Source organism: Desulfuromonas carbonis (assembly GCF_054658035.1).
On the sequence record NZ_BAAHXR010000002.1, the window covers coordinates 90,419 to 109,221 of the forward strand.

General features: G+C 62.1%; 17 protein-coding genes and 2 tRNA genes. 17 read left to right on the top strand and 2 right to left on the bottom strand.

Translation table 11 applies throughout. The features are described from left to right. Positions 1-405: 405 nt before the first annotated feature. Complete coding sequence (locus ACYQ8E_RS02610; protein ID WP_066726733.1) at positions 406-1,692, bottom strand: O-acetylhomoserine aminocarboxypropyltransferase/cysteine synthase family protein; 1,287 nt, start codon at positions 1,690-1,692, stop codon at positions 406-408. 290 nt (positions 1,693-1,982) lie between these two features. Between ACYQ8E_RS02610 and ACYQ8E_RS02615 the strand changes: the two genes are divergently transcribed. The 15 genes from ACYQ8E_RS02615 (at position 1,983) to ACYQ8E_RS02685 (ending at position 14,780) form a co-directional block, all read left to right on the top strand. Next, a complete protein-coding gene (locus ACYQ8E_RS02615) occupies positions 1,983-3,665 on the top strand; it encodes an Rqc2 family fibronectin-binding protein (protein WP_082820247.1) in 1,683 nt (560 codons plus the stop codon). 63 nt (positions 3,666-3,728) lie between these two features. Continuing rightward, positions 3,729-3,815, top strand: a tRNA-Leu gene (locus tag ACYQ8E_RS02620). Positions 3,816-4,320: 505 nt separating this feature from the next. Beyond that, positions 4,321-5,724 (top strand): group II intron reverse transcriptase/maturase, encoded by a 1,404-nt coding sequence (gene ltrA / locus ACYQ8E_RS02625; RefSeq protein ID WP_066724184.1) that lies wholly within the window; start codon positions 4,321-4,323, stop codon positions 5,722-5,724. A 170-nt stretch (positions 5,725-5,894) separates the two neighbouring features. After that, complete coding sequence (locus tag ACYQ8E_RS02630) at positions 5,895-6,239, top strand: MmcQ/YjbR family DNA-binding protein (RefSeq protein ID WP_066726736.1); 345 nt, start codon at positions 5,895-5,897, stop codon at positions 6,237-6,239. Between the two features lie 45 nt (positions 6,240-6,284). Continuing rightward, positions 6,285-6,563: a peptidylprolyl isomerase gene (locus ACYQ8E_RS02635; protein WP_066726738.1), complete on the top strand. Its 279-nt coding sequence runs from the start codon at positions 6,285-6,287 to the stop codon at positions 6,561-6,563. A gap of 11 nt (positions 6,564-6,574) precedes the next feature. Continuing rightward, complete coding sequence (locus ACYQ8E_RS02640; protein WP_066726745.1) at positions 6,575-7,291, top strand: M23 family metallopeptidase; 717 nt, start codon at positions 6,575-6,577, stop codon at positions 7,289-7,291. Positions 7,292-7,351: 60 nt separating this feature from the next. Beyond that, positions 7,352-8,026 carry a Crp/Fnr family transcriptional regulator gene (locus ACYQ8E_RS02645; protein WP_082820248.1) on the top strand — a complete coding sequence of 225 codons (675 nt, stop codon included), beginning with the start codon at positions 7,352-7,354 and terminating at the stop codon, positions 8,024-8,026. Between the two features lie 131 nt (positions 8,027-8,157). Next, the gene (locus ACYQ8E_RS02650) at positions 8,158-9,858 is read left to right on the top strand and encodes a putative bifunctional diguanylate cyclase/phosphodiesterase (RefSeq protein WP_197463759.1); all 1,701 of its coding nucleotides are present in this window, start codon (positions 8,158-8,160) and stop codon (positions 9,856-9,858) included. Positions 9,859-9,920: 62 nt separating this feature from the next. After that, positions 9,921-10,298 carry a nitrous oxide-stimulated promoter family protein gene (locus ACYQ8E_RS02655; RefSeq protein ID WP_082820250.1) on the top strand — a complete coding sequence of 126 codons (378 nt, stop codon included), beginning with the start codon at positions 9,921-9,923 and terminating at the stop codon, positions 10,296-10,298. A gap of 131 nt (positions 10,299-10,429) precedes the next feature. Continuing rightward, complete coding sequence (locus ACYQ8E_RS02660) at positions 10,430-11,188, top strand: ATP-binding protein (RefSeq protein WP_066726752.1); 759 nt, start codon at positions 10,430-10,432, stop codon at positions 11,186-11,188. A 102-nt stretch (positions 11,189-11,290) separates the two neighbouring features. After that, entirely contained in the window at positions 11,291-11,707 is a 417-nt protein-coding gene (locus ACYQ8E_RS02665; protein WP_066726754.1) for an acyl-CoA thioesterase, read from the top strand. A gap of 76 nt (positions 11,708-11,783) precedes the next feature. Then, positions 11,784-11,858, top strand: a tRNA-Val gene (locus ACYQ8E_RS02670). A 150-nt stretch (positions 11,859-12,008) separates the two neighbouring features. Then, on the top strand, positions 12,009-13,628 hold the full coding sequence (locus tag ACYQ8E_RS02675) for an HD domain-containing phosphohydrolase (protein ID WP_066726757.1): 1,620 nt from the start codon (positions 12,009-12,011) through the stop codon (positions 13,626-13,628). After that, positions 13,625-14,149, top strand: a complete 525-nt coding sequence (locus ACYQ8E_RS02680; protein WP_066726760.1) for an alpha/beta hydrolase — start codon at positions 13,625-13,627, stop codon at positions 14,147-14,149. The genes ACYQ8E_RS02675 and ACYQ8E_RS02680 overlap by 4 nt, the downstream gene beginning before the upstream one ends. 31 nt (positions 14,150-14,180) lie before the next feature. Next, the gene (locus tag ACYQ8E_RS02685) at positions 14,181-14,780 is read left to right on the top strand and encodes an NUDIX hydrolase (protein WP_082820251.1); all 600 of its coding nucleotides are present in this window, start codon (positions 14,181-14,183) and stop codon (positions 14,778-14,780) included. A gap of 4 nt (positions 14,781-14,784) precedes the next feature. Here the strand turns inward: ACYQ8E_RS02685 and ACYQ8E_RS02690 are convergent, their stop codons facing one another. After that, positions 14,785-16,431: a hybrid sensor histidine kinase/response regulator gene (locus tag ACYQ8E_RS02690; RefSeq protein WP_066726762.1), complete on the bottom strand. Its 1,647-nt coding sequence runs from the start codon at positions 16,429-16,431 to the stop codon at positions 14,785-14,787. Between the two features lie 445 nt (positions 16,432-16,876). On the opposite strand from ACYQ8E_RS02690, the gene ACYQ8E_RS02695 reads away from it, so the two are divergent. Both ACYQ8E_RS02695 and glnA read left to right on the top strand, forming a co-directional pair. Beyond that, positions 16,877-17,215: a P-II family nitrogen regulator gene (locus ACYQ8E_RS02695; RefSeq protein WP_066726765.1), complete on the top strand. Its 339-nt coding sequence runs from the start codon at positions 16,877-16,879 to the stop codon at positions 17,213-17,215. Between the two features lie 89 nt (positions 17,216-17,304). Further along, positions 17,305-18,714 (top strand): type I glutamate--ammonia ligase, encoded by a 1,410-nt coding sequence (glnA, locus tag ACYQ8E_RS02700; RefSeq protein ID WP_066726767.1) that lies wholly within the window; start codon positions 17,305-17,307, stop codon positions 18,712-18,714. Positions 18,715-18,803: the final 89 nt, after the last annotated feature.

Consider the following 18,803-nt stretch of genomic DNA (forward strand, 5'->3'; position numbering starts at 1 on the left):
GTGCAAGGGCTGAGCGCGCTTGTCACCCTCCTGGGGGGATCGTCACTGAAAGGTCCCGACGGGTCAGGGCGGGAAGAATAGGAGCAATGATGCTTACTGAAGTTTGGAGTCGTCAGGGTTTAGCTTAGCAAAACGTGGGCCAAAAATGGCACATTAAAAAAATTTGAATTGCCAACACAGGCCTTAAATGTATGAAAATAAAGTAAAAGGAAGAAACGGCAGTGTGCCGGCTTCGCAACAGCATGGTAGCTGGTGAGGAGTTATACCTGATCTGGAGGAGGGGGGGGAGGGGGGACTACGCAGGAAATTCGGAAATGAACGTAACGGCAATTGCGCAGATGCACAGTTATGAGATGGGCGCCGGCCGGAACCCGGGTATCCCGGGGACCGGCCGGCGATCAACCGTTAACCCTGGCTCGCGGCGAGCGCTTGATCCAGGTCGGCGATTATATCCTTGATATCTTCAATGCCGACAGAAACGCGGATGAAATCGGGAGTGACGCCGGCAGCAAGCTGGGCCTCGGCGGAGAGTTGCTGGTGGGTGGTGCTGGCCGGGTGAATAACCAGCGTCTTGGCGTCGCCGATATTGGCCAAATGACTTGCCAGCTTGACGCCGTCGATGAACCTGGCGCCGGCGGTCATCCCCCCCTTGATGCCAAAACCGAGAATGGCACCCTGGCCGGCCGGCAGGTAGCGGCGGGCGCGGGTATGATCGGGGTGGTTTTCCAGACCGGGGTAATTGACCCAGGAAACCAGGGGGTGAAGCTCCAGGAAGCGGGCGACGGCCAGGGCATTCTCGCAATGACGTGGCATCCGCACATGGAGGGTCTCCAGTCCCTGCAGAATCAGGAAACTGTTGAAGGGGGAAATGCAGGGGCCCAAATCCCGCAGCAGGGTCAGGCGCATCTTGAGGATGTAGGCGAGGTTGCCGAGGGCCTCGTGGTAGACCAGGCCGTGATAGCTGGGGTCAGGGGTGGTGTATTCGGGAAAACGGCCGCTCGACCAGTCGAAGTTGCCGCTATCGACCACGGCGCCGCCGATACTGGTGCCGTGTCCGCCAATGAATTTGGTCAGGGAATAAACAACGATGTCGGCGCCATGTTCGATTGGCCGGAACAGGGCAGGGGTGGCCACCGTGTTGTCAACGATAAAAGGGAGGCCGTGATCGTGGGCAAGCTTCGCCAGGGTTTCGAAATCGTCGACGTTGTTTTTCGGATTGCCAATCGTCTCCGTATAGACGGCTTTGGTGTTGTCGTCAATGGCGGCCTTCACGGCGGCCGGGTCGCCGGAGTTGACAAACTTGACGGTAATCCCCATGCGCCGGAAGGTGTGGCTGAACAAATTGTAGGTGCCGCCGTAAAGGTAGCTGCTCGCGACGATGTTGTCGCCGGCCTGGGCAAGATTGAGAATGGCCAGGGTCACCGCCGCCGAGCCGGAGGAGAGCGCCAGTGCGCCGACGCCGCCATCGAGGTCGGCCAGGCGCTTTTCGAGAACATCGCTGGTCGGGTTCATCAGCCGGGTATAGATATTCCCCATCTCCTTGAGGCCAAAAAGATTCGCGGCATGTTCCGAGGAGTTGAAGGTGTAGGAGCTGGTCTGGTAAATAGGAACCGCGCGGGCGTTGGTGGTCGGGTCGGGGACCTGACCGGCGTGAAGGGCTTTGGTGCCGATACCTGGCGACGGGTTGCTCATGGCGTTCTCCTTAACGGTTGGTTACCCAAGCTGGCAGGTCAAGAAACTGTGTGGTTAATGGCTAGCAGAATGAAGTTTGTCTGTCAAGAATATTCTCGGAGATTTAACGGTTGATCGGCGAGAATCTTCACGGCAGGGCCGGTGGCTCTTTTCTGTGCGGAATTATAACAGTTCCGGTTTGCCCTGGCACAGAAAAGAATCTGCGGGGTTGCGGCAAGGCCGGTTATTCACTAAGCTGAACCGCGACTTCCGGGTTAGGTTTGGCGCAGCAGGAATAAGCCCCCTCAGGCATGGCGGCAATGGACGAGGTTTTTCTCGAAGCCCTGGTTGTTGAGTTGCGGAGCCGGTTGTGCGGTGCCGCGGTCAACAAAATCTTCCAGTGTGGGTCGAATGACCTGGTCTTCCGAGTCTGGACCGGCCGCGACAATCTGCGGCTGCTGCTCTCCGCCGACCCGGGCGCACCACGGCTCTACCTGACCACAACCGCGCTCCCCAATCCGGCAGCGCCCCCCCGCTTCTGCCAGTTGCTGCGGTCCCGGTTACGGCGCCTGCTGACGATCGAGCGAGTGCCCGGCGAGCGCATCGTTCTTCTCCGCTTCGCCGGGGCGGGGGGTGAGCAATGGGAGGTAGTCGCCGAGTTTTTCGGCAATCGGCCCAACCTGATCCTGATCGATGGTGACGGCCGCATTGTTGATGCGTTGCAGCGCATCACCGGGGGCGAGCGTCCCTGCATTCCCGGCCAGGTTTATCCCTTGCCGCCACCTCGGGCACGTTTTCTCCTGGCCACGGGACTCCCCGCCATCCCCCCTGGAGTAGACCTTCGTTCCTGGCTTCTTCACCAGGTCACGCCGATGAGCCCCCTGGTCGCCAGCGACCTCGCCGCGGCGACAGCTACCGGGGTCGACCCGGTCGTGGCCCTGGAGCACTTCCGCCAACGTTGGGTGGCCGCAGACTTTGCGCCGGGCATCGCGGTCATCAATGACCGCCCGGTCCTGTTTGCGTTTCCGCCCGATTACCTGGAAATGGACGGGCCCCAGCTTTTTGATTCATCATCGGCGGCGGCCGAGGCCTTCTACGCTTCCCGGGCGGGGGGTGATCTTTTCGGTGGCGGGCGCAGGGAACTCGAATCGCTGGTAGCAAAGGCCGTCGCCCGCCTCGAAAAGCGCCTTGCCCATATCGCCGCCGAAGAGGAGAGGGCGGCCGGCGCCAAGCGGCAGCGCGAGTTCGGCGACCTGTTGCTCGCCAATCTGCACCTGTTGCGCCGCGGGCTGACTGAGATCGTTCTTACCGACTGGTACACCGACCCGCCGCAACCGGTATGCATCCCCCTCGATCCGGCCCTCTCTCCGCAGGAGAACGCGGCGGCCTGTTTCCGCCGTCATCGCAAGGGAAAGCGGGCGCTGAAGCACATCGAGCGCCGCCGCGCCGAAACCCGCGCCGAACTCGAATGGCTCGGCGGCGTCGCCCTCGCCCTTGATGAGCTTGAGTCGCCTGAGGAACTGGGTGCTCTGCGGGCGGAACTCGCCGCGGCCGGATTGCTCAAACTGCGCCCCGAACCGGGGCGTGCGCGCCAGGCTACTCCCGGCACTCTGTTGCGCAGCACCCGGACGCCCGGCGGGTTTCTCCTCTACTGGGGGCGCAACAATCGCAGCAACGATCGGGTCAGCAGGGAGCTTACCGCTGGCGACGACCTCTGGTTTCATGCCCATAACATTCCCGGTTGCCACCTGGTTCTGAAGCGCGATTCGAAGGGTGTCGAGGTTCCCGAGGAAGATATCGAATTTGCCGCGGCCCTGGCCGCCGGCTATTCGCGGGGGAGGGACGCGGCGCGGGTCGATGTGATCGTCGCCGCCGGTCGCGAGGTGCGCAAGCCGAAAGGGGTGCGACCGGGACTGGTCAGCGTTGGCCATTTCCGTACCGTGCGGGTTATCCCGCGGCGCCTCCCTCCGGCCGGCGATCCCGGTGAGAATTGACGCAGGGCCACTTTTTTTGGTTGCAAAGGATGAGGCCTTTTGTTATAAACACCTTCGCTTCACGCCCAAGTGGTGGAATTGGTAGACACGCTAGGTTCAGGGTCTAGTGACCGTAGGGTCGTGGGAGTTCGAGTCTCCCCTTGGGCACCACAACTAAGATGACGGGCCAGCCGATTGACGGCTGGCCCTTTTTCTTTGGTGCGCCAGGCATGGCGCGTAGCGCCTTGACTGGCGCTGTCTGATTCACTGTGGTGGTGAATCAGTGACTTGGGGGTGCAAGTCCCCTGCGGACCCTGATGGCGGGAACCGCTAGCCGGACGGCAAGGGTGTCCATCGCGAGGTGGAATCTGAAGGAAGCCGCAGGCAAAATCCCGGTCCGACGAACAGAAACCGCATGAGGCAGTCTCATCCGGGCGAGAAGGCCAATATCTTCAAAGCCCGATAGCCATCCGGGAGGGTGGGGCTGTAGATGCGGCGGGTAGATGGGAGGAAGGTCACGCGCATTACCCTGGGAGATCTGTCGGTCTGCCTCGTGCTACCGTCACCGTAAGGTGTCGGGACGGGCCGGCAGAAGTCAGCAGAGGCCGTAGTAGCCGGAGTAACCACCCGGCAAAGGGCCGAACACGAGGCGTCGTTTCAGGAGACTCGCGTTTCGATGACGACAAGAGCAGCAGAAGTCCCGGTCGAGATACCGGGAGCCGTCCCGGAGGGCAGCGGCCGGAAGCCGCCAGAGCATGGGAGCGGTGCGTCAAACGTCACGGCAACGAGAGACCCTTCCTGGACGAAAGCGGAAAGGGGGCTGATGGAAGACGTCGTCAGCCGCCCGAACATGATGGCGGCCTTAGAGCGGGTGGAAGCCAACAAGGGCGCCCCCGGCATCGACGAGATGACGACGGGCGAGCTTCGCGGTTTTCTCAAGGAGAAGTGGCCGACCATCAGGGAAGAGTTGCTGAATGGGACGTATCGCCCCCAGCCGGTGCGGAAGGTGGAAATCGAGAAGCCCGACGGGGGAGTGCGCACCCTGGGAATCCCCACGGTGTGCGATCGGCTCATTCAGCAGGCGCTGCATCAGGTGCTGACGCCGCTATTCGATCCGGACTTCTCCGAGAGCTCCTACGGGTATCGTCCCGGACGGAGTGCCTGGCAGGCGGTTAGAGCCGCCCGTCGGCATGTGGCCGACGGCAAGCGCTGGGTGGTCGATATCGACCTGGAGAAGTTCTTCGACCGGGTGAACCACGACATCCTCATGTCGCGGGTCGCCCGTAAGGTCGAAGACAAGCGGGTATTGCTGCTCATCCGGCGGTACCTGCAAGCCGGAGTGCTCGAAGGCGGGCTTGTGTCGCAGAGGGTGGAAGGGACGCCGCAGGGTGGTCCCCTCTCACCTCTTCTGTCGAACATCCTGCTCGACGCGTTCGACAAGGAACTGGAGAGGCGCGGTCACGCCTTCTGCCGCTACGCCGACGACTGCAACATTTACGTGCAGACCAGGCGCAGCGGCCAAAGGGTCATGGCCAGTCTCACCCGGTTCCTGGAGGAGCGGCTGGCACTCAAGGTCAACGTCGCCAAAAGCGCCGTCGACCGTCCTTGGAAAAGGGTCTTTCTGGGTTACAGCATGACCTTTCACAAGAAACCCCGCCTCAAAGTGGCGGAGTCGAGAGTGAAGCGGTTCAAGGCCGGACTCAGGAAGGTCTGCCGACGGGGCAGGGGACGCAGTCTCGCTCAGGTCATCAAAGAAATCACCCCGAAGCTACGGGGGTGGGCCTCTTACTTCCGCCTGGCGGAGGTCAAAGGCATCTTCGAAGAACTGGACAAATGGCTGCGGCGGAAGCTGCGCTGCATTCTATGGCGACAGTGGAAGCGCCCCTATACCCGGGCCAAGAGGTTGATGCAGCGGGGATTGCCGGAAGCCCGGGCGTGGAAATCGGCCACGAACGGGCGAGGCCCCTGGTGGAACTCAGGGGCCTCGCACATGAATGAAGCGTATCCGACATCCTTCTTTCGCTACTTGGGGCTGATCCGCTTGACCGATCAGCACCGCCGCTTTCAGAGCGCCTTGTGAACCGCCGTGTACGGAACCGTACGCACGGTGGTGTGGGAGGACGGCGGGGGCGACCCCGCCTCCTACCCGATGCCGGCAGCGGAAATCATGTCTTGCCGAGCCGGCAGCGGGCGCTGTATAAGAAAAGAGCTATTCCTGCTGATCTTGGCACCGAAGCGAAGGCTGCAAAGATGGATATTGAGACCTTGCGGAGTTATCTTCTTGCCAGACCCGGCGCCGAAGAGACCTATCCCTTCGACGCGGAGACCCTGGCTGTCAAGGTCGGCGGCAGGATCTTTGCCTTGTTGATGCCTGGCGACGGTCCGGCCTGGCTCAACCTCAAGTGCCTGCCGGAGCACGCCGAAATTCTGCGCGAGCTTTATCCCGCAGTTTTGCCGGGCTACCATATGAACAAGCGCCATTGGAACACCGTGGTCCTCGACGGCACCCTGCCGGATGCGGACCTGGAGGGGATGATCGACGAGTCGTATCGTCTGGTCGTAGCGGGGCTGCCCCGCTCGCGGCGTCCCGGTTGACACCATTATCCTGACTGCTGATTACCCACCCCAAGGGAGTGAACCATGCCGACTGCTACCGCCCGCCATATCCTGGTCGCCAGTGAAGCTGACTGCCTGAAACTCAAGGCTGAAATCGAGGCCGGCGCCGATTTTGCCGAGGTCGCCCTGCAGAATTCCTCCTGCCCGTCGCGGATGCGCGGCGGCGACCTGGGTGCGTTTCGTGCTGGCGACATGGTCCAGGAATTCGACGCCGCGGTCTTTTCCGGTCCGGTCGGGCAGCTCCTCGGACCGGTCCAGACCCAGTTCGGTTTCCACCTGATGGAAGTCACCAAGCGCTGGTAACCGGTGCGTTTATGATCGGGGTGCGTCGCTTCCTGCTGATCCTGGCCCTTCTGCTCCTCCCTTGGCCCGCCTCGGCCGCGAACCCCTGGCAGGGTTGGAACGCGCTCTGCGCGGCGATTCGCAGCGAGACGATCACCCCCGCCCAGGCCCGGGCCCAGGCCAAAAAATTGCTGCCGCAATTGCGTGCCGCCAGCCGGGAAATCGCGCCGACACCACATGTCTTCCCCGTCGCCGGTTATGGTCCCGAGTGTGGCGAGGGGGGGCGCAACTATCATCTTGGCCGGTTCGATTTCTATAACAACCGCAGCCGCAAGGGACTTCACCCCGCCCACGATCTCTTTATCACCGACCAGGACCAGGACAGTCGCGACGACGCCTCCGGCGCCCCGGTGACGATCCTTGCCTTCAGTTCCGGGGTCGTGGCCGCCACCAACAGTGGCTGGCAACCGGGGACACCCACCTATGGCGGCAACTGCATCTGGGTTTACGATCCCGCCAGCGACCGTTTCTGTTACTACGCCCACCTCGAACGGGTCGATGTCATGCCCGGCGATGTCGTCAGCGCCGGAACGCCCCTCGGCATCATGGGACGAACCGGAATCAACGCCCAGGCCCGGCGTAGCCCCACCCACCTGCACTTCATGGTGGTCGCCTGGGACCGGGGACGGATGACGCCGATCAACCCCTGGCCAGAACTCCTCGCGGCCCAACGGCTCCCGGCCCGTTAAGGGTGTGGCCAGCCGCCAATTTCCTTGCCTGGTGGTTACCCTTTTGCTACCATCAGCGCCATGGATATCCGCCTGGTTCTCAAACAATGTCCGATGTTTGCCGGTGTCACCAGCGACGACCTTGACGAGCTGTTGCAGGTGGCAAGATCCCGTGACTGCGAAAAGGGGGAACTCCTTTTCTCCAGCGGTGACACGGCCGCCGGTTTCTATGTCCTGGCTGCCGGCAAGGTCAAAATTTACAAGCTCTCCCCCGATGGCAAGGAGCGCATCCTGCACATCGTCCACCCGGTGGCAACCTTTGCCGAGGCGGCGATCTTCGGTGATGGCCGCTACCCGGCCTACGCCGAGCCCCTCGAAAAATCGTTGCTGATCTTCTTCCCGAAGCAGGAATTCCTCGACCTGTTGCAACGCCAGGGGCGCATTGCGATCAATATGATCGGTGGCCTCTCCCGCTTTTTGCGGCAGTTCGCCACCCAGGTGGAGGAGCTGACCTTCAAGGATGTCCCCGCCCGGCTCTCCCGCTATATCCTCGATCTCGCCGGGGCCAGGGAGACCGCCTTTCTGCCGATCTCCAAGTCCCAGCTCGCCTCCAACCTCGGCACTGTCAGTGAAACCCTGTCGCGAACCCTGCGCAAGCTCTCCGACGACGACCTGATTGCCGTCGAAGGGCGGACGATCCGTATTCTCGATGCCGAACGTCTCGCCGATCTGGCCGATAGTTTTCGCGAACGCTGATCCTCTTTGGCGCGCCGGGGACCCGCCGGCGGCGCAGGAGCCTGCCATGCTCTTCCCGGATCGCGCTGAATCTTCCCTTGCACGGTTTCCGGTCGATGTCACCGGCCCCGTACTCCAAGCAGGAGGTATCCTTGCCGAATAAATTGCGGGACAGCGTGGCTGGTAGAAAGCCGTCCCTTCTGCTGATCGCCGAGGATGCCGCTGTCGGGTCCCGGGTGCGTCAGGCCCTGGCAGGGATGCCGGAGCCAGCCGCCTGGACGATTCACGAGATCGCCTGGGAGCAGGGGGCAGTGACGCTTGCCAGCGCCGATTGCGCTCTGGCCCTGGTCGCCGGCAAGCCCGATAGCCAAGCGGCGCTCGAACTCCTGCGCCAGGCGCAGCTGCCTCCTTCTCGCCCGGTCCTGCTGGTTGGTGGTTTCGATCCCGCAACTGCGAACGAAGTCGGTGCCGCTGACTTAATCACCCTGGACGAACTGACACCGGCGCTCATCGGCCGGGTCCTTCGTTATCAGCTTCAACGCCGGCAGCTCGAAGACCAGATCGCCCGCCTCGGGCAATTCGATTCGCTGACCGGCCTCCCCAACCGCTTCCTCTTCCACGACCGGCTCGCCCAGCTTCTCGCCCGCGCCTGCCGCGATGCCACCCAGGTCGGGGTCATGCTCCTCGGGATTGACCGTTTCAAGGGGGTGACCGAGTCGCTCGGCCACCGGGTCGGGGACTTGGTGCTGCAGGCGGTGGCACGGCGGCTCAGCGATTCGATCCGCGAATGCGACACGGTGGCGCGTCTCGACGGGGACGAGTTCGTCCTCCTCTTTTCCGGACTGCGGAACCATCGCCAGGCAGCGGCCATGGCCGCGCGGATTCTGGTCACATTTGCCCGCCCCTCCCAGATTGGAGAGCGGGAAATCTACCTCTCGCCGAGCATCGGCATCGCCATTTACCCCTTTGACGGCAATGAAGGGGAGCTCCTGATGGGCTGCGCGGAGACCGCCCTCTCGATGGCCCGGAGCAATGGTGGCAACTGCTATCAATTCTTCGCTCCGGAGATGAACGCCGCCGCCCGGGAACGGCTCGAACTCGAAACCGGCCTGCATCGGGCGCTGGAGCGGGATGAATTCCTGCTCCATTACCTGCCCCAGTTTGACCTCGCCAGTGGTGAACTGATCGGTTTCGAGGCACTGCTGCGCTGGCAGTCGCCGGACCATGGCCTGGTGATGCCGCGCCGGTTTATCCCCCTGCTTGAGGAGAATGGCCTGATCTGCAGTGTCGGCGAGTGGGTGCTGCGCAGCGCCTGCCGGCAACTGCGGCGCTGGCAGGAGGCTGGCCTGCGACCGGGTCGCCTCGCCGTTAACCTCTCTGGTCGCCAGTTGCGGGTCCCCGGCCTGGTCGAATTGTTCATGGGGATTTTACGGGAGACCGGGGTTGATCCTGCCCAACTCGATATCGAACTGACCGAAGGGCACGTCATGCAGCAGCTGCAGCTCAACGTCGAGGTTCTGCGGCGTCTTACCGACCAGGGGGTGCAGCTGGTGATGGACGATTTCGGTACCGAGGATTCTTCTTTGAGCTGCCTTAAGCATCTTCCCGTCAACAAGGTCAAGATTGACCAGAGTTTCACCAGCCAGATCGGTCGCAGCGCCGAGGATGATGCCCTGATCCGGGCGATCATCGCCATGAGCCACAGCCTCGGTTTGAAGGTGATCGGCGAAGGGATCGAGAGCCGGGAACAGCTCGACTTTTTGCGCGCCCAGGGGTGCGAGGAAGGGCAGGGCTTCTGGTTTGCGCCGGCCCGGAGTGCTGCCGAAATCGAGCAAATGCTCAGGAGCCGCTGAGGCACGTTTCAATTTGACCCTGGTCAAGGCCGCTCTCCCGGCTCGCTGTTACTATTCCCACCATGTCTGCTAATGCTCCAGCGTTATCTCCCCTGACCCGTCGCGAGCGCAAGGATCTCAGGATTCTCGCGCACTTCACCGCGGTCTATTGTCGGAACCATCATTCCGATGAGCGTGCTCCCCTTGATCTGGCGGAGCCTGGCTACGCCCCCCTGCGCCTGGAGCGATTCCCCCTCTGCTCCGAGTGCCGGGAATTCCTTGCCTACGCCTTTGCCCGCCGTCGCTGTTGCCCCCTCGACCCGAAACCCGCCTGCAAGGAGTGCCCGGTTCACTGCTATCGCAGTGGCCATCGTGAGCAGGTTCGCGCCATCATGCGCTTTTCCGGGCGTCACCTGCTGCTCAGGGGACGGCTTGACCTGCTTTGGCACTACCTGTTCTAATCACCAGAAGGGGGAAGGCTGGCGGGCGCGCGCTTCCCTTGACCTGTGTCAATGCGGGCAGGACCGCAGTCAGGCATAATCATCCCAGTACCATGAATCCTAAACCATCCAAGAGCCATGAGGTGATAGAGATGCAGCGTGACATCGTGAGAATCGACGAAGAAAAATGCAACGGTTGTGGCCTTTGTGTGCCGGCCTGTGCCGAAGGTGCGATCCGGATTATCGACGGCAAGGCAAAGCTGATCGCCGACAACCTCTGCGACGGTCTCGGCGCCTGTCTCGGGCATTGTCCGCAGGATGCGATCATTGTCGAAAAACGGCAGGCCGAGGCTTTCGACGAAGGCGCGGTGGAAAAGCACCTGGCAGCCAGCAGCCATCCTCCGACCAGCCACCCGGCTCCCGCAACCGGAGGTTGTCCTTCGGCCCAGGTTCGGGTGATGCCGGCTGCCGGCGGTTGTCCCTCGGCCCAGGTCCGGCAGCTTGCCCCTGCCACGGGAGGCGGCGCGACCACGGCCCCCGCGCGGAGTTCGGAGCTGCGTCAGTGGCCGGTGCAGATGCACCTGGTACCGCCGACTGCCCCTTTTCTTCAGGATGCAGAGCTGGTCCTCGCTGCCGACTGCGCTCCCTTCGCCTATGCCGACTTCCACCGCGACCTGCTGCAGGGGAAGGCGCTCCTGATCGGCTGCCCCAAGCTCGACGACGGCCAGGCCTACCTCGACAAACTGACCGCCATTCTGCGCCAGAACCAGGTGCGCTCCCTGACCGTTGTTCATATGGAGGTCCCCTGTTGTTCCGGCCTGATCGCCCTGGCCCGGCGGGCGCTGGAAGCGAGCGGCAGCAGCACGCCGCTGCACACGGTCAAGGTGACGATCGGCGGCGAGCTCGCCTGATGCCGGATTCGACCGGGATTCCCCGCGCTTGACACCACACCGCTGCGGTTGCTAAGGTGACGACCTTCTGTCACCGCGCTTCCAATTCGTCGAGGGCCACCGATGACCCGTTCCATGTCGCTCACTGTCCGCTACGCCGAAACCGATGCCCAGGGGATCGTGCACCACTCCCGTTACCTGATCTGGTTCGAGGAGGGGCGATCCGATTTTCTGCGTCAGCAGGGACTGCACTACCGGGACTTTGAAAAGGCCGGTTACTTCATCGTCGTCGCCGAGGCCGAGGTCAAGTACCGGGCGCCGGCTCTCTACGAAGATGTGGTGACAGTCGAGACGACTCTGGTGCGCATGCGCGGCAAGGTGATTGAATTTTCCTACCGGGCCAGCAACGAGGCCGGGACCCTGCTTGCCGAGGGGCGCACTCGTCACGTAGTGCTCGGTCCCGACCGGCGGCCGACCCCGCTTCCGGACTCCCTGCTCGAAGCGATCGGCGTTCCTGCTGAGGTCGTTGAAACCGCCTGAGGCCGATCCTGCTGGCGAATTTCCCGTTGACAGCCGGTACGCCAATTGCTATAAATCCACACCCCCAAATGAATACGGGCGCATAGCTCAGCGGGAGAGCACTGCCTTCACACGGCAGGGGTCGTAGGTTCAATCCCTACTGCGCCCACCAGATAAAAACAGAGGGCTAGCCGACCGGCTAGCCCTCTGTTTTTATCTGGTGGCGCCGGTTCGGGGCTGGAAATAGGGTTCCGGTCCGGGCTGGCCTCTGCTATAAAGAGCTGAGAATCTGAGTTTGCAGCCCGCTTCTGGAGGAAGACGGATGACAACCAGCGACCAGCTCCTCAAGCGTATTGAACTGTTAACCCGGATCAGTACCGCTCTGTCCGCCGAGCAGGATACCAACCTGCTGCTGGAGACGATTCTGCTTGGCGCCAAGGAGTTGACCCACGCCGACGGTGGCAGCCTTTATATTCTGGAAGGGCGGAACCTGGTTTTCCAGCTGGTTCACACCACCTCGCTCCGGCTTCACATGGGCGGAAGCAGTGGCGTGCCGGTCAACTTTCCGCCGGTGCCGCTGGAACTCGCCGATGGCAGTCCCAATCTGCGCATGGTCGTCACCCGCTCGGTTCTCGAAGACCGCATCATCAATATCCCCGACGCCTACGCCGACCAGGAGTTCGACTTCTCCGGGACCCGGGCCTTCGACGCCCGGACCGGCTATCACTCGCGGTCGTTGCTGGCGGTGCCGATGAAAGATCACGAGAACCGGATTATCGGCGTTCTCCAGCTGATCAATGCCCAGGACCCGGAAAACGGCGCTACCACCATTTTCAATGATGCAGACCAGGGGCTGGCCGCGGCTCTCGCCTCCCAGGCGGCGGTAGCGCTCAACCGGCGCCAGCTGATCGATGGCCTGGAGAATCTGCTCCGCTCCCTGACCCAGCTCATCGCCAATGCCATCGACGACAAGTCGCACCACACCGGCAACCATTGTCGGCGGGTGCCTGCCATTACCATGGCGCTGGCGCGGGCGGTCAACGCCGATACCGGCCCCATTTTCGGCCCGGTTCGTTTCGACCAGAAGCAGCTCGATGAACTCGAGATTGCTTCTTGGTTGCACGATTGCGGCAAAATGACGACGCCGGAGCGGGTGGTCGATAAAAGTACCAAGCTCGAAACCATTTTCGACCGCATTCACCTCGTCGATGCCCGCCTCGAAATCCTCCGGCTGGAGGCTGAAGTCGCACGGCTCAGCAAGGGAGAGGCGGCGCACCAGACTCCTTCCGCTTCACCCCTGCCGCTGGAGCAGATTGACGCGATCCGCAGCTTCCTGCATCGCTGCAATACCGGCGGCGAGTTTCTCTCGGAGAGTGACCGGCATTACCTTGCCGAACTCGGCCGGATCACCCTGCCGAATCATGATGCCAGCGCCGCCGCCCCGCTTCTCAATGAGGACGAAATCCGCAACCTGGCGGTGCCACGGGGGACCCTGACCGACGAGGAGCGACAGATCATCAACAACCATGTCAATGTCACCTACCGCATGCTGGAAGCGCTCCCCTTCCCGGAACATCTGCAGAATGTGCCGCTGATCGCAGCCGGCCACCATGAGCGGATGGATGGCAAGGGCTACCCGCAGGGGATTCCCGCCGGGCAGCTCCCGCTGCAGACACGAATCCTGGCGATTGCCGACGTATTCGAGGCCCTGACCGCCAGCGACCGCACCTACCGCAAAGCCAATACCCTCTCGCAGGCGTTGACGATCATGGCGCGGATGTGCGCCGAAGGCCACCTCGACCCGCAACTCTTCGACCTTTTTGTCCGCAGTGAGGCCTACCGGGACTACGCCCGAGCCAATTTCCAGGCGGAGCAGCACGATGCCGTCGATTCTGCCGCCCTGCGCCAGATCTATTCGCCGGCACCTGTGGAGGGAGCGTGAGCCTCGTTGTCTTCGCCCACGGTAAGGAAAGCGGCCCCTGGGGGACCAAGAGCCTCGCCCTGGCGGCCGTGGCCCGGCGTCTCGGCTGGCGCTTTCTCAGCCCCGACCTGAGCGGCACCCGGGACGCGGAAGAACGGATCGAACGGTTTCTCGACGCCCTGCCGGCAGACCCCGGCACCCTGGTCCTGATTGGTTCGAGCATGGGAGGCTACGTCGCGACCTGTGCCTCGGCGCGCCTGCGTCCCGCCGGGTTGCTGCTGCTCGCCCCGGCCTTTTATCTCCCCGGCTACCGCAACCAGGATCCCTTGCCCTGCGCCGGGCATACAGTGGTGGTGCATGGCCGGGACGATGACCTCGTCCCGCCGGCCCATGCCTGGCGCTTTGCCGAGCGCCACGGCGCCGAATTCCATCTCCTTCCCGACCAGCATCCCCTCGCCGGTTCGGTCCCGTTCCTGGAAGAGTTACTGGCCCGGCTGCTGCGGGACCTCACCCCCGGCATCCCCTTTGCCGCCCACCTTTGACAAGCGCTTCCCCCCCAGGGAAAATCGTTTCATGTCGCATCCAAAAACGGAAATGTTCGAAATCGTCGATGAGCAGGACCGGGTCATCGGTATCGCCCCGCGCTCCGCGTGCCACGGCAACCCGGCGCTGGTGCATCGGGTCGCCCATGTGCTGGTATTCCGCCCGGGAGGAGAGCTGCTGCTGCAGAAAAGGTCACGGCACAAGGATATCCAGCCCGGGAAGTGGGACACCAGCGTCGGGGGGCATCTTGACCCGGGGGAGGACTACCTGGCCGCGGCGGTCCGGGAAATGCGCGAGGAACTTGGCCTCCGCGATCTCCCCCTGACTTTCCTCTACAGGTCACGCATCCGGAACGAGATCGAGTCGGAGAATGTCGCCACCTACCTCGCTCTCCATGCGGGCGCGATCCGGTTTGCAGCGGAGGAGATCGAGGAGGTACGGTTCTGGCGGGGAGCGGAAATCGATGCGGCGCTCGGCAGCGGCCTTTTCACCCCCAACTTCGAAATGGAGTGGCGGCTGTTTCTGGACTGGTACCGACGGCGGCTGGGGAGAACGCCAACCGGCATCACCGGCGGCGCGGACTTCGCTGAACTGCTGCGCGAGGTGATCGAGAGCGAAGGAGAACGCTGACGGATCAGTCGAGCAGGGGGAGGGTGAACACGAACCGGCTCCCACCTGCCGGGCCGAGCGGAGATTCGACCCAGATCCGACCGCCGTGGAGGTGGATGATTTCCTGGCAGATCGCCAGCCCCAGACCGGTCCCCTTGCGAAACGGGCCCCGGCTTGGCAACTGCTGGAATTTGCCGAACAGCAGTTTCTGCAATTCGACCGGGATCCCTTCGCCGGTATCGGTCACGCTGACCTGGAGCAAATCACTCTCCGCGCCGCCCGGCAGGCTGGTGGAGACAACGACGCGGCCATCGGCGGGGGTGAACTTGGCTGCATTGCTGAGCAGGTTGGCAAAAACCCGGACCAGCTGTTTGCCATCGGCGAGGAGGTAGGGGAGCTCTTCGGGAATCTCGAGTTCGACCTGGATCGACTTTTCCGCGAAGAGTGGACTGAGGTCGGCGAGAGTTTTTTCCAGCAGTGGCATCAGCTGCAGGGGCGAAGAGTGCAGTTTGAGCTTTCCCGCTTCGAGTTTGGAGAGGTCGAGGATGTCCTCGATCAGGGCAAGCAGCCGGTCACAACCGCTTTCGACATTGCCGAGTGCGTTTTTCTGCTCGGTATTGATGTCGCCGTATATCCCCTCGGCAAGGATATTGGTGAAGCCGCGAATGCTGGTCAGGGGAGCCCGCAGGTCATGGACCAGCATGGAGACGAAATCGGCCTTGACCTGTTCGATCTCGCGGGTCTTGCGCAGGTAGCCGATGACGATCTGGAGACGGTCGGCGACTATGGTCAGGGAATGGCGGCTGCCATCGGTAAGCTTGACGGCGCCGTCATGAAACAGGGCGAGCCGGGTCCCCTGGTCGCTGATCGGCAGGGTGTGGAGCAATTGCAGCCCGTCCCCAAGGGGTGAAGTTTCCGGATCGTCCGGCGGTACCAGGATTTCCCGCACCTGGGCGGAAGCTTCCTTCCGTTCCGAGGCGGCCCAGGTCTGTTCGCGGATGGCGGCCAGCGCTGCCTCGCCGAGTGGGGCAACCGAGTGGATGGCGAGTAAATATTTGTCGTCACCGTCGGCGAAAAGCAGACTTGCGGCACTGTGGCGGCAGATCACCGAGAGGAAGCGCAACACCTCACTGACCAGTTGGTCGCCGTCGTGGGCGAGACCCGTCAGCTTGAGGATCTCGTTGGAAATGGTCGACTCGTAGAGGAGGCGGTCGAGGATTGTCGTTACCCGGGACTGGATATCTTCACTGCTCAGATCCCGGGATTTGCTCGGCAGCCGGCGCAGCCCCTGCGGCGCCCGGTGCAGGGCCAACTCGGTAACGGTGTCGAGGATCGGATCGAGGTCGGTGGTTTTTTCGAGGTAACGGTCGGCGCCGGCCTTTTCCCCCCAGAAACGGTCGTGGCGTTCGCGCAGGTTGGTCAAAAGAATGATCGGGATCGCCGCCGTCAGGGGGTCGTTCTTCAACAGCCGGCAGAGATGGTATCCATTCAGCTCCGGCATCAGGACATCGGAAAGGATCAGCCCGGGGGGAGAGTGGTAGACCCGGGTCATCGCCTCGATGCCGTTGCTGGCCGTCTCGACCTGGAACCCGCGATTCTGAAGCGCGTCCCGGAGGATTGCAAGTTGCGTTTCGCTGTCGTCGACAACCAGGATTGGCGCGAATCTATTCAATGGATCCTCCATTGTCATTGCAGACCCGGTTCACCCGAAAAAGTGGACGCGGGCGAAAACCAACCAAAAAAGCAAGTCATTGTAAAGACTTCAATAGCGATTAGTCAAGCAACTCGGCGGCCTGGCGGGCGCGGATAATAATTTGGCAATGACCGTGCGCAGGCAGTAGGCGTGCCCGCTTTTTGGTCAGGCTCTTTCCGCCCTGCTCAAATTATGGGCATCAGGCCTGCCCGGTGGCGGAAACTGGGACGACGATTTGCCGGAACGTGAACAAATCCATGTGGTTGCCCATGGCTTGCGGTAATCGCCGTTTTGGCAAGCTATTTGCTCTTATGCAGTTCCGTTGTGAAAAATTGATAGTTGTCCAACACCTGATGGGTGGCTATACTGAGCATTCTGCAACTGTATCAGGCGTCCTATAATCCATACCGGGGAGGTAGCTGCGATGAGAAAAGTTGAGGCGATCATCAAGCCTTTCAAACTCGACGAGGTCAAGGAAGCGTTGAACGAGATCGGTATCCAGGGGATTACCGTCAGCGAGGTCAAGGGGTTCGGACGGCAGAAAGGGCACACGGAGCTTTACCGTGGTGCCGAATACGTCGTTGATTTCATCCCCAAGATCAAGATGGAGATCATCGTTCGCGACGACATGGTCAGCAAGGTGGTCGATACCATCGCGGAAGCGGCCAAAACCGGACGGATCGGGGACGGCAAGATTTTCGTTACCCCGGTCGACGAGATTCTGCGCATCCGTACCGGTGAACGCGGCGACGACGCCCTCTAGTTTTCAGGGGGGCAGACTGTTACTGCCTGGGCGCCCCCGGGGCGGGACGGCCAGGATTTTACTCTTACCCAGCCAAAGGAGAAGGAACCATGACCCCCAAGGATGTTGTTGCTTTTGCAAAAGAAAACAATGCCCAGATGATCGACTACAAATTCCTCGATTTCGTCGGGATCTGGCAGCATTTTTCGGTTCCGGTGACTGAATTCAGCGAAGATACCTTTGAAGAAGGGATCGGCTTTGACGGTTCCTCGATCCGCGGCTGGCAGCCGATCCACAACAGCGACATGCTGCTGATGCCCGATCCGATGACCGCCAAGATCGACCCCTTTATCGAAGTGACCACCCTCAGCCTGATCTGCGACGTCATCGACCCGATCACCCGCGAAGGTTACACCCGCGACCCCCGCTTCATCGCCAAGAAGGCCGAAGCCTATCTGAAATCGTCCGGCATTGCCGATACCGCCTATTTCGGGCCGGAGCCGGAATTCTTCATCTTTGACGACATCCGCTACGGGTCCAGCGCCAACGAGTCCTTCTACAGCATCGATTCGGTCGAGGGGGCCTGGAACACCGGCCGCGAGGAGTATCCCAACCTCGGTTACAAGCCGCGCCACAAGGAAGGTTATTTCCCCTGCGCCCCGACCGACTCCCACGTCGACCTGCGCAATGAGATGGTCCAGGTGCTGCAGAGCGTCGGCATGCGGATCGAAGCTGCCCACCACGAAGTCGCCACCGGCGGTCAGAACGAAATCGACATGCGCTTCGACTCGCTGCTGAAGATGGGCGATACCCTGCAGTGGTTCAAGTACATCGTCAAGAACGTCGCGGTCCGTAACGGCAAGACCGTCACCTTCATGCCCAAGCCTCTCTATGGCGACAACGGCTCGGGGATGCACTGCCACCAGTCTCTCTGGAAGGATGGCACCAACCTCTTCGCCGGGGACGGCTACGGCGGCCTGTCGAAGATGGCCATGTACTACATCGGCGGCATCATGAAGCACGCCAAGGCCCTCTGCGCCTTTACCAATCCGAGCGTCAACTCCTACAAGCGCCTGGTCCCCGGCTTCGAAGCCCCGGTCAACCTCGCCTACTCCAACCGCAACCGCTCCGCCTCGCTGCGGATTCCGGTCACCAGCAACCCGAAATCGAAACGGGTCGAATATCGCACCCCCGATCCGAGCTGCAACGGCTACCTCGCCTTCGCCGCCCAGCTGATGGCCGGCCTTGACGGCATCGAGAACAAGATCGATCCGGGTCAGCCCCTCGACAAGGATATCTACGGCCTCTCCCCGGAGGAGCTCAAGGATGTGCCGAACGTTGCCCGCAGCCTCGAGGACGCCCTCAATCACCTGCGGGAGGACCATGCGTGGCTGCTCAAGGGAGATGTCTTTACCGAGGACGTCATCGAGAAGTGGATCGAGTACAAGATGGAAGCGGAGGTCAACCCGAACCGCATGCGCCCGACCCCGACGGAGTTCGCCCTCTACTACGATTGCTGATCAGCACCGCCGACCAGCAAAAAAGCCCCCGGAGTCTTCCGGGGGCTTTTTTGCATTCATCCCCGCTGCGGGTTGACAAGCTCTGACCG

What these genes read in the sequence shown, in the direction of transcription:
- ACYQ8E_RS02635 (WP_066726738.1), top strand. Translation starts at nt 6,285, where the DNA reads ATGCCGACTGCTACCGCCCGCCATATCCTGGTCGCCAGTGAAGCTGAC.
- ACYQ8E_RS02630 (WP_066726736.1), top strand. Translation starts at nt 5,895, where the DNA reads ATGGATATTGAGACCTTGCGGAGTTATCTTCTTGCCAGACCCGGCGCC.
- ACYQ8E_RS02685 (WP_082820251.1), top strand. Translation starts at nt 14,181, where the DNA reads ATGTCGCATCCAAAAACGGAAATGTTCGAAATCGTCGATGAGCAGGAC.
- ACYQ8E_RS02610 (WP_066726733.1), bottom strand. Translation starts at nt 1,692, where the DNA reads ATGAGCAACCCGTCGCCAGGTATCGGCACCAAAGCCCTTCACGCCGGT.
- glnA (WP_066726767.1), top strand. Translation starts at nt 17,305, where the DNA reads ATGACCCCCAAGGATGTTGTTGCTTTTGCAAAAGAAAACAATGCCCAG.
- ACYQ8E_RS02615 (WP_082820247.1), top strand. Translation starts at nt 1,983, where the DNA reads ATGGCGGCAATGGACGAGGTTTTTCTCGAAGCCCTGGTTGTTGAGTTG.
- ACYQ8E_RS02645 (WP_082820248.1), top strand. Translation starts at nt 7,352, where the DNA reads ATGGATATCCGCCTGGTTCTCAAACAATGTCCGATGTTTGCCGGTGTC.
- ACYQ8E_RS02640 (WP_066726745.1), top strand. Translation starts at nt 6,575, where the DNA reads ATGATCGGGGTGCGTCGCTTCCTGCTGATCCTGGCCCTTCTGCTCCTC.
- ltrA (WP_066724184.1), top strand. Translation starts at nt 4,321, where the DNA reads ATGACGACAAGAGCAGCAGAAGTCCCGGTCGAGATACCGGGAGCCGTC.
- ACYQ8E_RS02665 (WP_066726754.1), top strand. Translation starts at nt 11,291, where the DNA reads ATGACCCGTTCCATGTCGCTCACTGTCCGCTACGCCGAAACCGATGCC.
- ACYQ8E_RS02695 (WP_066726765.1), top strand. Translation starts at nt 16,877, where the DNA reads ATGAGAAAAGTTGAGGCGATCATCAAGCCTTTCAAACTCGACGAGGTC.
- ACYQ8E_RS02660 (WP_066726752.1), top strand. Translation starts at nt 10,430, where the DNA reads ATGCAGCGTGACATCGTGAGAATCGACGAAGAAAAATGCAACGGTTGT.
- ACYQ8E_RS02655 (WP_082820250.1), top strand. Translation starts at nt 9,921, where the DNA reads ATGTCTGCTAATGCTCCAGCGTTATCTCCCCTGACCCGTCGCGAGCGC.
- ACYQ8E_RS02675 (WP_066726757.1), top strand. Translation starts at nt 12,009, where the DNA reads ATGACAACCAGCGACCAGCTCCTCAAGCGTATTGAACTGTTAACCCGG.